We start from the raw sequence: 13,880 nt of genomic DNA on the forward strand, positions 1-13,880 counted from the left end.
CCAGTTGGACCTGTTACTCCAGTTGGACCTGTTACTCCAATTGGACCTGTTACTCCAGTTGGGCCTGTTACTCCAGTTGGGCCTGTCCCTCCAGTTGGACCTGTTGGTAGAGTAAATGGTGGAATTGGTGGAAGTGTAGGGCCAATTAAATTTGAATTAAATGCATTAGCTTGAAGTATTTTGTTTTTATCAAACATGAAATTACCTCCTGCAGGTATAATTTCTTATAGGAATATATAAAATTCCCCTTCATAAAATTTTTTATCACCATATAATATGCTATATCTTTACTATTGTGTGTTTTGTAATGATCCAATGATAGTATTTTTGTATTAATAGTGAATCTGGTTTTGAATCAAAGAGTACGCCCATTTGAAAGAGGCATATAGAGTTTTAATAAATTTTATTCTTATGGGCATTTCACCACATACCTATCAAGCTAAAGTTTTATTACACTCTCAGAATGAAATTTTTAGGCTTTCTTGTAACGAAAAAGCTTATTTATCATTTTTGGGGTGACCTGTTTTCTTAGGTTGATGGTAATGTGGTAGGACCCCATTAAGGTATTTGTTTTGCTTACAATCATAGGAGGAAGTACTGCTTGCATTCCATTTAACAAACCTAACATATTCACATCATACTTTTTTGATGTGACCACAGGAAATCCTTCTTTTGTTGACCAACATCCTATATTAGGTTGCGCATGCATTGCTAAAATAGGATTAAGCCGGGTAAGATATAATTGTTTTTCTAAATAGTATACTTTATCATTAGTTAATCCGTATATTTTGTTTTAGGGATAATGATTTTGTTTAGTGTTATACATATTTCTTTTCTACTGTATAAACCTTGTCTCCTCCATGAATAATAAACAAGGGCTCTAATTTAGCTGCTCTTTGTAATAAAAGTTCGAATTCACCACCCATCTTAAAACAGCTACCTTCAGGTCCGTTGCATCTGCTGTCTTCAAAAAACACAAAATTAAATTTATTCTTACAGTGTAATTTTTTCATTCATTCTTTCAGTAAATATTCTGAATGTCCATGTAGTGTCATAAACATCTTTTCCTTTCATAAAAATCAATAATCTACCTTTTTAATTACATGAAGATTAATTGTTAAGTTAATCAAAAAAATAAAGGTTCTATAATGAATCTTGAGAAGCAAAAATAATTGAAATCATTTGAGTATAGAGATGAAAAACTTAGATGTTGGGAACTTGTTTTTTGTGGCATCTTCAACCAGTGATGATATAGGTGCATCTTCTATGCCTCGAGATATCGCTATCCAAACTTTCTTTTCACACAGTGGGCTTATTTGGATTTTAAGTGATTTGATATGAGATTTATTGTGTTAGCGCCTTTACTAATTTTTATTGTATATAAGATAAAATGAAGGAATGGTGGAAATGAAATGTCTTTTTAAAGTTATAACAATTGCGCTTATAGCTGGGGCTATCAGCGGTTGCTCTGAGTTAGCGGAGATAGAAGAAAGAGGCTTTGTAGTAGGTGCCGCTTACGATATTGTTAAGGAAAAGAAATCTAATCCAATTATGAAAGGGACGTATCAAATGGTACTTCCCAGTAAGTTAACGCAAGAAGGTGGAAAAGGCGAAGGGAATAATTATATTGATGTGAGTGCAAAAGGAGATAGTGTGTTTGAACAAATACGAATAATCGCTAAAAAGATTAGTCGTACTTTATTTTTTCCACATATACAAGTAATCATTTTTTCTGAAGAATTACTATCGAATCCAAATGTTTTACAAAATACGTTAGATGTATACATTCGAGATCATGAAATGAGAAGAAATATTCGTCTATTTGTTTCTGAGAAAAATGCAGAAGCAATCTTGAAACAAAATGCAAAACCAGAAAATTTACCGGCACAGTATATTGATATGCTAGCTGAACACCCTCCTAAAAATGCTCAGATGGTTGAGGCAGCAAGAATTGGTGACGTGCAGGAAAAGATAATTTCAAACCGAAGTTTTGTACTACCTGTCTTAAAACCTACAAAACAGGGGATAGAAATGGATGGGGCTGCGTTGTTTCGTGGGAAGGATAACAAGTGTGTTGGAATGTTAAACGGCGAACAGACAGTGGGAATAAACTTTATAATCGGTGAAAAATTAGGAGGTTATTTTACCATACGTAAAAAGGACCAGCTTATTACATATGAAATTCATAAACTACACCGAAAAATACAGGTATTTACTGAAAATACTACAAAACCGAAGTTTGATATTCATCTATTTCTCGAAGGTACTTTAGCGGAGTTGCATTTTAGTGATCATAAAAAATTCATGAATGAAAAACGCTTAACGAAGGATATTTCAAAAGAGGTGGAACAAAGGATTCAAAAATCAATAAAGCTTGTTCAAAAAAAATATAAGGTAGATGTATTAGCGTTAGGAGAAGTATATAAGCGGCATAATTATAAAAAATGGAAGAAAATAAGTAAGAATTGGGATCAAGGCGAAAATTATTTTAGTGATGCCCAAATTAATGTTCATGTTCATTCAATAATTGAACATTCAGGTTCAGCTTTACCCAAGAAAGTAAAATGAGTTAATTTGATTGGTTACCGAATTAGATATTAGCTGCCAAATATCAATACTAGCTATACCCCGTATTATATATTTTATTTTCATAACTTCGATTGCTTCATATACATTACCTGTATTTCTTACATAAATTATATAAGTGAACAAGCTTTTACACTATTTCTTCCAATTTCACCTTTTACTTTTCTTAATATTTTCTTTTCAACTAAAAAATTGACTGAATAATTTTTTATCAGAGGTTTGAAATAGATTAAGTAACTAGAGGTACCATGTCAAAAAAGCTTGTAATTTGGATAACATCCAAATTACAAGCTTTTTATTTTTTATTTAATTACTGCCACCAAATCCAAGCCCAAAGGTAACTTCTTATATTTCGAGGAGTAATGCGAATGAAGCGTTCACCGTCAAAGAAGCAATTTAAATTTGGAAGTGTTTCATCTGGATTTTCTGGAACAAAGGTGACGATGTTCTCGTTACTTGTAACGGTTACTGTAATTGGTGGATCGGTAGGCGAGACTTGAAGTTGTAACGAAATATTGGCCGTATTTTTAAACTCATTATTAACAGGTGGACTTATTACTTGTACTGTGAATAACACGATAATTGTTTCGTTTGGCTCTAAATTAGTGGCAACTAGGAAACCGATATTCGGATTCGCTAGTGGAGAGCGTTCACCGTTAATAAAGACAGTGCCGTTTATAAATTGTAAACCTGCTGGAATAGTATCTTGTAACGAAATATTTGAGAGTGAAATTTTGGAAGTATTTGTAATGCGTACCTTGTAATCAAAATATTGATTTAAATAAGCTGAGCTGACGGAAGCATTTTTCGTGACTGTTGCAGTTATAAATTGAACTGGTATACGAACAATATTTGAATTAACAATGAAAGTAATAATTGGATCCTGTGGTGTCAATTGAAAAGCAGCGGTAACTGTTGCAGAATTTATAATTGTACTGTTTGAAGGAATAGAAGTTACGAGGACTTGAAATGTTATAGTTGCTACTGTACCTGCAGATAAAGAACCAATATTAATACCAGTGTCTGGACGAACATTCGGAACGGGAGTGCCGTTAATGGTTACGCTGTTTTCTATAAATGTTGTACCAGCTGGAATTGTGTCTATAACAGAAGTACTGATTGTCGGAATTGTAGAATCATTAAATATCTCTAATGTGAATGTAATAACATCTCCTATAACGACGATAGATTTGTCTGCTGTTTTCTCAATGTTAATTATTGGCTCGATTAATGTTGTTGTAACGGTATTTGTTTGCTTTGTAATTGTAATAGGTGGTTCATCTGGATCAATGATAACGGTATAGGAAACAGTAGCATCGTTATTAATTGTAGGTTGAAGAGTAGAAGAAGATATTGTCACTTGGAACGTAATAATGACAGAGTCATTAGGAGCAAGATTTCCTAACGTAATACCATTTTCCGGATTCGCATTAGGTTGATTGATTCCATTAATCGTAACACTACCAATAACAAATGTCGTATCTGCTGGTGCTGTGTCTACTAAAAGAAGGTCTTCGATAATGATATTACCATTATTAGTAATCGTGATGGTATACGTTAAAGTTTGACCGGGTAAGGCACTTGTGAAATCAACAGCTTTTATCGCAATGACATTATCATTTTGGACAGTAGTTGTGACGGTGTTTGTTGTAGTCGTATTTGTAACAGGTACGTTATTTGGGTTGACTATATAGTTAAAAGTAGTAATTGCGTTGTTGTTTAGTTCATTTGGTGTTGGAATAGAAGTCACAGTTACTTGGAATGAAACGATAGCGCCTCCACCTACAATTATAGTACCAATTGGTATGCCGCTTACTGGATTCACTCCTGGAAGAGTTTCTCCGTTTACAATGACGCTATTTTCTATAAACGTAGTACCTTGAGGAATAATATCTTGAATGATTACATCATTTACTGCAACATTACCGGTTTGATTTAGTGTAATCGTATACGTTAACGTATCACCAACCGTTGCAAATGCAAGGTCAACAGCTTTATTACTATTCAAATTTGCGTGATTAATTTCTGTTGCGGCAGCTGATGAAATAATAGTTTCGGTAATAGGTGGTCGATCTGGTACCGTGTATTCATATTTAATTGTACTCGTGTTAGAGATTGGATTTGTTTGTGGAATCGAAGTAACCCGTACTTGGAATAGAATAGTTGCTGTCGTATTAGGTGGAATGGTATCAATTTGTATACCGTTAAGAGGGTTGTCATTTGGCCGAGCGTTGCCGTTCACGATAACACTATTCTCTATAAAGCTCGTATTTACTGGGATGATATCTGTAGCAATAATGTTTTCTACTTGTATATTCCCATTGTTTGTAATGGAAATGGTATAAGGGATAATAGTTTGTAGGTCAGCATATTGGATAGGCGTTGTTTTTGTCGCAATTACATTAGCAGAAATAACTTCAGTGGAGGTAATATTGCTAGTCGATATTTGTTCTTCCACGTTTATTGTATAACGAGAAGTTGATTGATTTTGAACATGGCCGCTAGCAGGAAGAGCTACGACGGTAACAGAAAATGTGACTGGGATAGAAATGTTAGGAGCAATCGTTCCTACAAGTATACCTACACTTGGATTGGCGTTAAGCTGCGGAATGTTATTTACTAAAACGCTACCGTCAATAAAGGTTGTTCCATCAGGTATATTGTCTGTAAATACAACAGCAGTGGCATCCGTATTCCCTGTATTCGTTAAAGTTGTTGTATAAGTTAAAATGTCACCAATCGTTACAGAGGTTAAATCAACAGTTTTAAGTGAAACGATATCAGCATCATTAATTTGAACGAAAGTAGTATTGGAAGTAGTAGATTTTTGAATTGGTGCAAAGTCAGGATTGAAAATAAAGTCGTAGACAATGTTTGCAGTATTAGGTGTTGGATTTACAGTAGGTAAATTCGTAACGGAAACTTGGAATGTTATTGTAGTCATTTGACCTGCTGCGACATTAGGAATGGAAAAGCCGATATTCGGATCTGCTGCAGGAAGTACAGTATTATTAACTATTACACTTCCTGGAATAAATACTGTTCCATCCTCTATCGTATCTGTAAAAAAGATGGAGTTAGTTGTAGTGGATCCGTTATTTTGAATGAGTACTGTATATTCAATGGTTTCATCAATATTAGCTAATACTGTATTAGTGGATTTTGTAGCGATAAGAATGGCATCAATAAATTGTATATTTGTAGTATTGGAAGATGTCGTTTCTGAAATTGGTGGTAAGCTTGGGTCTGGCTGATACTCATAGTGGATGACGGCGATATTATTAATGTTATTTTGAGAAGGTGCAGAGACTACATTTACTTGGAATGTAACGATAATTGTATTGTTTGGAAGGATAATATCAAGGGTGATTCCGGTAATTGGATTTTCGTTAGGTCTCGGTATGCCATCTACAAGGATACTATTTGGAACGAATGTGGTGCCAGCTGCAATTGCGTCAATTAGGAGAGTATTTGTAATAGGTACTGTACCAGCATTTGTAACTGCGACTGTATATGTGATGATTTGCCCGATGCGTGTAATGGATCTATTGGCGGATTTAATTGCACTGACATTTGCAGTCCGCACTTCCGTGTTTACTGCATTTGATAACGATCTACGCTGAATAATGGGAGAACTAGGATCAATTTGGTATTCATACGAAGTGTCTGAAATGTTAATGACTGTATTATTCTCTGGTATACTTGTAAGTTGTACTTGGAATGAAATAGTGACTGTTTCATTTGGTTGTATCGTGCCAAGAGTTATGCCATTTTCAGGGTTCGCACCAGGCTGAATGACATTATTTATTGATAAGCTATCTTCAATGAATATCGTACCTTCTGGAATGTTATCAATGAACACGGTATTGTTAGCCGGAACGGTTCCTATATTTTGTAGTGTATTTGTGTAGGTAATCATTTGCCCGATTGATATGAAATTTACATCCGCGCTTTTAACAGAAATAATATTTGCATTTTGAAGTGATGTTGTAACGATATTAGAAGTTGCAGAGCGATTCACTGGTGGAGCTGTAGGAATACTTACATATTGGTACGTTGCTGAAGATTGATTTATAATTTCGGTTTCAGTAGGTGGGTTATTTGTTTGTACTTGAAATAGTATCGTTTTGGAACTATTTGGTGGAATCGTTCCAATTGGTATTCCGTTTTCTGGATTTACACCTGGCTGTAGAGCACTGTTAATTGTGACACTATCGGGAACGAATGTAGTCCCAGTTGGAATAGAATCTGTGAAAATAATATTGATTGCATCAACATTTCCAGTATTTTTCACTTCAGAAATATAAAGTATAGTTCCGCCGATATCTACAGTTATTGGATTGGACGTTTTTGTAATTGTCAATTGTGCTTGCACGAAATTTGTAATGACAATATTACTTGTAGATGTTTCAGTAATAGGCGGTTGCCCTGGATCTGGTTGGATTGTATAGGTTGTATTGGATTGATTTGTAATCGATTGTTGCGAGAATGGATCGTTAATAAGAATTTGGAACGAAATAAGGTGAATAGCGTTTGCTGCTAGGTTAGGCAAAGTAACACCTACATTTGGATTTGCACCAAGTATAGCTGTTCCGTTAAGTGTAAAACTATTCTCTACGAATGTAGTCCCTTCTGGAATCGTATCAGAAAATATGAGATTAGTAGCTGGAATATTTCCGGTATTTTCAAGCGTTATCGTATAGGTCAAAATATCCCCTGTTGTTGCTTGTTGTGCATTGACTGCTTTTAAAGAAAGGATATTTGCATCCGAAATTTGTGTGAAGGCTGGATTAGACGTAATTTTTCGAGAGATGATAGGAGCGTTTGGATCGGCGATAAAAGTATAGTCAATACGGGCTATATTAGAAATTGGATTCACGCTTGGAATGGATTGAACGATAACTTGGAATGTGACGGTGACGATTTCTGAAGGTGCAATGGAGTTTAATGAGATCCCTACGTTTGGATCGGCACCTGGAGCTGAAACGCCATTAATGTTCACGCTATTCGGAATAAATGCAGTTCCTTCTGGGACCGAATCTGTTAAAGTAACTGTATTTGCAGTAGTATTTCCGCTATTTTGAACGACTACAGTGTAAGTGATTGTACCGTCAGTGGACTGTACGAGAGAATCAGTATTTTTAATTACAGATAGCGATGCATCAACAACAGCTGTAGTAACCGTATTAGATGAAGATGTTGCTGTAACAGGAGGTTGACTTGGATCGACAATATACGTGTAACTTGTAAGTGCTTGATTTATAATTGCTCCTTGTGGTGGAATAGAACTTGCAAGAAATTGGAACGTAATAGTAGCGGAATCACTTGGTGCGATAATACCAACGGGAATACCGAGAGTTGGACTTGCATCTGGAAGTGAAATCCCGTTAAGCGTAACACTATTTGGAACAAATAATGCCCCTTCAGGAACGCCGTTAATGAGTAATACAGAATTTGCTGGGAAGTTTCCAGTGTTTGTTAATGTTGCAGTGTACGTAATTATATCTCCAATAGATACGATTGTTCGATTTGCTTCTAAAACAGTTGTAACAGTAGCGTTATTAATTTGTGTGGAAGCACTATTAGAATTTATTGTGCCTGTAACAGGAGGAGCTGTCGGATCAACGATGAATGCGAATTGAATAGATGCAACGTTTGTAATTGGATTTGCAGGTGGAGTAGAGGTAACTATGACTTGGAAAGTAACAGGTAAGGAACTACCCGAGCTAACGGTTCCGATATTAACCCCGTTATTTGGATTTGCACCTGGAATGGTACTTCCATTTACAGCAAAACTATTTTCAACAAAAGTCGTTCCTGCTGGAACGAGGTCTGAGAAATTTACATTCGTAGCGTTTGTATTGCCGCTATTTTGAATCAAAACTGTATAAGTGATCGTATCTCCAATATTTGCAAAGGCAGTATTAGCAGTTTTTACAGCTGAAAGTATTGCTGTATTAATAGAAGTAACGAAGACATTCGTTTCCACATTGCCAGGCTGAGCCACTAATGCATTGCCTACGTTATATTGGAAGTTCACAAATCCTAAGTTTTGGAGTTCAGGAGTGAACGTAGTTGGATTACCTACAATTTGTACTTGGAATACGATTGTAACAGTTTGATTTGGAATGATCGTATTTATGCCAACACCGTCAATAATAGAAGCGGATGGTAACGGAGTACCATCAACAATAACTGATCCTGCAACAAATTGTGTCCATGTTGGTAAAGGGTCTGAGAAAATAGCATTATTAGCTGGAATATTTCCTGTATTCGTAATTGTAGTTGTATACGTAATTGTATCACCAATCGTTGCAAAAGCTTTATCCCCTATTTTAATAGTATTTAAAATAGCACTTTCAATTTTTGTTGTAACGTTGTTAGAAAGAATATTCTTTGAAACTGGGGGATTAGCTGGATTAACGATATGTTGAAAGCTAACGCTAGCTTGATTAGTAATTGGATTAATAGGCGGAATTTCATTGGCATTAATATGAAATGCTACGATGACAGACTGGTTTGGCGCGATATCACCAATTGGAACGCCTGTAATTAGGTCTGCATTTGGGATGGTAGTTCCGTTAAGTGTAAAACTATTCGGTTCAAAGGAAGTTCCGTCTGGAATAAGGTCGGTAAAAATAACATTTGTCGCACTAACATTTCCGATATTTGTAATCGTAACGGAGTAGATAATATCCTGCCCGATATCTACCGTAGATACATTTGAATTTTTTTGTGCAGTAAGGATAGCGCTATTAATTTGTGTAGTCGTCGTATTAGATTGATTGGAAGTTGTAAGAAATGGCTGGCTAGGATCAACAACATAATGATATGTGATAGAAGCAGAATTAGAAATAGGATTAAGTGTAGGAAGTGTAATAACAGTTGCTTGGAATGTAACGATTGCCGTATTACCACCATTAATGGAACCAATATTTACACCAGTAGATAAATCCGCGTTTGGAATAATTTGACCATTAACTGTGAAACTATTTGGAACGAAACTTAAATTACTATCAAGAATATCGATAACAGTAACATCAGTTGCAGCCACATTCCCGGTATTAGGAAGGTTAAGTGTAAATGTTATTGTATTACCAACATCCGCAAAAGTAAGATCTACTGTTTTGGTACTAATAATAGTTGCATTGTTTATTTGAAGAAGCGTAGTGTTAGAAGTAGCTGCACTTGAAACGGGAGGATTAACAGGATCAACAGTAAACTCATACGTCGTTGATGCTGTATTTGGTGCAGGATTAATAGGGGGAATACTGTTAACCGTAACTTGAAAGACGATACTATATATTTCATTTGGTGGAAGTGTTGCAAGTAATACACCTGTATTTGGATTCGCGTCAGGTTGTAAAACACCATCAACAGTTAATGTGTTAGGAACAAATGTAAGTCCACTTGGTAATGCATCTGTAAATACAATATTAGTTGCATCCGTATTGCCTACATTCGAAATAGAAGTAGTATAAAAAGCAGTTTGCCCAATATCTGCAAAGGAGACACTTTCATTTTTCGTCATAGACAATATAGCTTCGTTAATTAGCGTTGAAACAGGATTACTAATTGAAGTTTCTGCATCAGGCGGTGAGACTAATTGATAAGATGTTGATGAGAAATTTACAATTGGGTTTTCGGTTGGTAATGAGGTTACGTTTACTTGGAAAGAAACATTTACTGTAGACCCAGCTGTTATAGGCCCAATATTTACACCGTTTGTTGGATCCGCCCCACTTTGAGGAACGCCATTAATAGAAAATGTGTTTGCAATAAATGCAGTGACACTCGGCACGGTATCTGTAAATATAACATTTTGTGCAGATGAGTTTCCATTGTTTGTTAAAACGACAGTATAAGTGAGTATGTCTCCAATACGACTAAAGGATTTATCGACTTGTTTTAATGAAAGAATGTTAGCTGTATTAATCGTAGTAAACACTGTGTTTGAAGTAACGTTTCTTGAAACAATCGGTGCATTTGGATCAGCGATAAATGTGTAAGAAGCAGTAGCGGAATTGGCAATAGGATTTTGAACAGGAGTCGAAGTAGCGGTCACTTGAAATGCTATAGATATTGAGCTATTTGGAGCAATTGCTCCAATCGTTATACCTGTATTAGGATTAAGACCAATTTGTGTGATGCCATCTATTGTAACGCTATCAGTAATAAACGTTGTACCATCTGGTATAAGGTCAGTGAACGTAATATTAGTTGCGTTTGTATTACCACTATTCGTTAAAATTGTCGTATAGGTAATGGTATCACCTAGTGTTACAAGTGTTTGATCGACCGATTTTACCATCGTTATCATAGCATCTAGTACCGGGTTTGTAACAATATTCGTTGAAGTAGAAGTTGTAATAGGAGTTCCGTTTGGATCGACAGTATAAGAATATAAAATTGTGTCATTACCCATAATCGAACTTGAAGGGGGAACAGAAAGAACATTTGCTTGGAAAGTAACGGTTACTGTTTCACCAGGAGCGATACTTGGTATAGTTACTCCAAGTGCTGGTTGCGCACCAGATTGCTGAACCCCATTTATCGTGAATGAATTTGGTATAAAGGTAGTGCTAGCTGGAATAGCGCTCGTGAAAGTAATATTCGTTGCAGCCGTATTTCCTGTATTTGTAATAGTAGTTGTATACGTAATTGTATCTCCAACTGACACTATAGATTTATCAGCACTTTTTTGGGTTGCTAAAATTGCACTATTAATAGTTGTCGAAACCGCATTAGATACATTCGTTTGTGATACGGAAGGTTGGCTAGGGTCGACCACATGTGAAAATTGCACAGAACTAGAATTAGAAATTGGATTTATACTTGGAATGTTTGTAACAAGTACGTTGAGAGTAATCACGGCCGTTCCATTTGGGTTTATATTTCCAATCTGAATCCCGTTAGATGGATTTCCGATCTGCTGTGTACCAGAATCGTTTGTAAGAGTGCCAGATATGAATGTCGTCCCATCAGGTAAAATATCCGTGAAAATTATATTTTGTGAAGTGACATTCCCAGGATTACTTAATGTAATCGTATAAGAAATTGTATCACCAATCGTTGCGAAAGTTTTATCTACAGATTTAACAACCACAATTTCCCCAGAATTTATTTGTGTCGAAACAGAATTAGAGGTCGTACTTCGTGAAACAAGTGGTAAATTAGGTCCTGTCATAAATTGATAATCAATAGAAGCGCCATTTACAACCGGCGAGTTTGGCCCCCCAGGTCCAATTGTGAAAATTGGATTTGGAATGCTAACTACTTGCACACGGAAGGTAACATTTATAAAATCTCCTGCAATAATATCCCCAATCGGTATCCCATTAGCTGGATTTACCCCAGGTAATAAAACCCCGCCTACTCGAACGCTATCCTCTATAAACACTGTATTATTTGGAATTGGATCTGTAAAAATGATATTCGTAGCAGTTGTGTTTCCTACATTCTCCAATAAAACAGTATACGTTAAAAATGAATTTCCAGGTGCTACGTCAGAAAATAGCCGATCCACACTTTTCGTTGCTTGAATAATCGCTTCATTAATTTGAACTAAAGTTGGATTACTTGTAGCTGTTTCTGTCACCGGCGGCTGGGTAGGATCAACAATGATAGAGTATGTCGTACTAGACTGGTTCAAAGTTGGATTTGTAACTGGTATTGAGCCAACGATAGCTTGAAAGCTAATTGTTGTCGTTCCTCCAACTGGAATTGAGTCTAAAGAAATCCCGCTATCTGGTCTAAACCCAAGTTGTGGAATGGTATTAATTTGTACGCTATCAGGAACGAATGAAAGTTCAGGTGGTAATATATCGATAAAAACAGGTGTGTTTGCAGCAGTATTTCCGCTATTAGTGAGAGTAGTAGTATACGTAACTGTATCTCCAACAGCAGCAAAAGCACTGCTTGCAGTCTTCGTTGCGATAACAGAAGCAGAATTTACTTGTGTAAAAGTCTTATTAGACTGAACTGTTCGTGAAACTGGCGGTTCATTTATATCTACAATAAAGCTATATTGAAGCGATGATTGATTCGGGATTGGATTAGGATTTGGAAGCGTTGTAATATTTACTTGAAAACTGAGTGTAACAGATGCATTTGAATTCAAGTTACCAATATTGATACCGTTTTGTGGATTTGCATTAGGAACGGTTACACCATTTATCTTAAAACTATTTGGAATAAACGTAGTACCATTTGGAATGACATCAGTAAAAATAACATCGCTCGCAGTAGTATTACCGGAATTAGTAACAGCTGAAGTGAAAGTAAGTGTATCACCAATAGTAGCAAAAGTTGAACTAACGCTTTTATTTATAAATAAAGTAGCATCAACAATTGGCGTAACCGTCGTATTGGTAACAGTACTACCAACAGCAGGAGATTGGTTTGGATTTACGGTATATTCATAATTTACAAGCGCATTATTTGTTAATGTACCACTAGGTGGTATTGCTAGAATTTGTGCTTCAAAGGTAATAAATACACTATTTCCTGGCGGGAGATCTGCCAAATGAATACCAAGTGATGGATCTAATCCTGGCTGTGGAACATCATTGATAGTTACGGAGTTTTGAATAAATGAAGCCCCTGCACCAAGCCCATCTATTAAAACAGTTGCACTAGCAGGAATATTACCTGTATTCGTAACTGCAATCGTATAAGTAACAATATCACCAATTGCAGCTGTCGGTGTATTCACAGACTTAGTAGCGACAATAGTAGCGTTATTAATTTGAGTTGTTATTACGTTACTTAACGTATTGGCGGATGCTGGAGGTAAGTTAGGATCTACGACATACTGGTACGTTGTATTATTTTGGTTCGGGATTGGATTTGGATTCGGGATAGAATTTACTTGTACTTGGAATGAGATGATTGTATTTGCATTCGGATTTATTGGATCGATTGCAATTCCGCTTGCTGGATTGACATTAGGAAGTGTATTCCCATTTACAGTAACACTATTAGGAATAAACGATGTTCCGTTTGGAATTACATCTGTAAATATTACATTTGATGCAAGTATGTTCCCGTTATTCGTTAAAGTAGTCGTGTACGTAATAATATCATTTACGTTAGCAAACTGTTTATCTGCAGATTTAGTAGCGGCAATTGAGGCGTTATTAATAGTTGTCTGTACAGTGTTAGAAGCAACCATCTGCATCACAGCAGGTTTGGATGGATCATACGTATATTGGAATGTTGTGCTTGATTGATTTGTAATTGGGTTTACAGCAGGGATAGTTGGTACAAAAACTTGAAATGCAACGGTGCGTGAT

General features: G+C 36.0%; 4 protein-coding genes. 1 reads left to right on the plus strand and 3 read right to left on the minus strand.

Translation table 11 applies throughout. The annotated features are described in order from the left end of the window. Positions 1-197: exosporium leader peptide-containing protein (locus tag BLT20_RS31155; RefSeq protein WP_256332084.1), on the minus strand; the 197-nt coding region annotated here is incomplete at its 3' end. A 621-nt stretch (positions 198-818) separates the two neighbouring features. Beyond that, on the minus strand, positions 819-1,013 hold the full coding sequence (locus tag BLT20_RS30830) for a hypothetical protein (RefSeq protein WP_011110132.1): 195 nt from the start codon (positions 1,011-1,013) through the stop codon (positions 819-821). Positions 1,014-1,407: 394 nt separating this feature from the next. Here BLT20_RS30830 and BLT20_RS24090 point away from each other — a divergent pair, with 394 nt between their 5' ends. Beyond that, the gene (locus BLT20_RS24090) at positions 1,408-2,568 is read left to right on the plus strand and encodes a Ger(x)C family spore germination protein (protein ID WP_000649886.1); all 1,161 of its coding nucleotides are present in this window, start codon (positions 1,408-1,410) and stop codon (positions 2,566-2,568) included. A gap of 328 nt (positions 2,569-2,896) precedes the next feature. On the opposite strand, the gene BLT20_RS24095 is transcribed toward BLT20_RS24090, so the two are convergent. Then, positions 2,897-13,880: beta strand repeat-containing protein (locus BLT20_RS24095; protein ID WP_090869583.1), on the minus strand; the 10,984-nt coding region annotated here is incomplete at its 5' end.

The organism is Bacillus sp. cl96, assembly GCF_900100505.1.
Taxonomy (GTDB): domain Bacteria; phylum Bacillota; class Bacilli; order Bacillales; family Bacillaceae_G; genus Bacillus_A; species Bacillus_A cereus.

What these genes read in the sequence shown, in the direction of transcription:
- BLT20_RS30830 (WP_011110132.1), bottom strand. Translation starts at nt 1,013, where the DNA reads ATGAAAAAATTACACTGTAAGAATAAATTTAATTTTGTGTTTTTTGAA.
- BLT20_RS24090 (WP_000649886.1), top strand. Translation starts at nt 1,408, where the DNA reads ATGAAATGTCTTTTTAAAGTTATAACAATTGCGCTTATAGCTGGGGCT.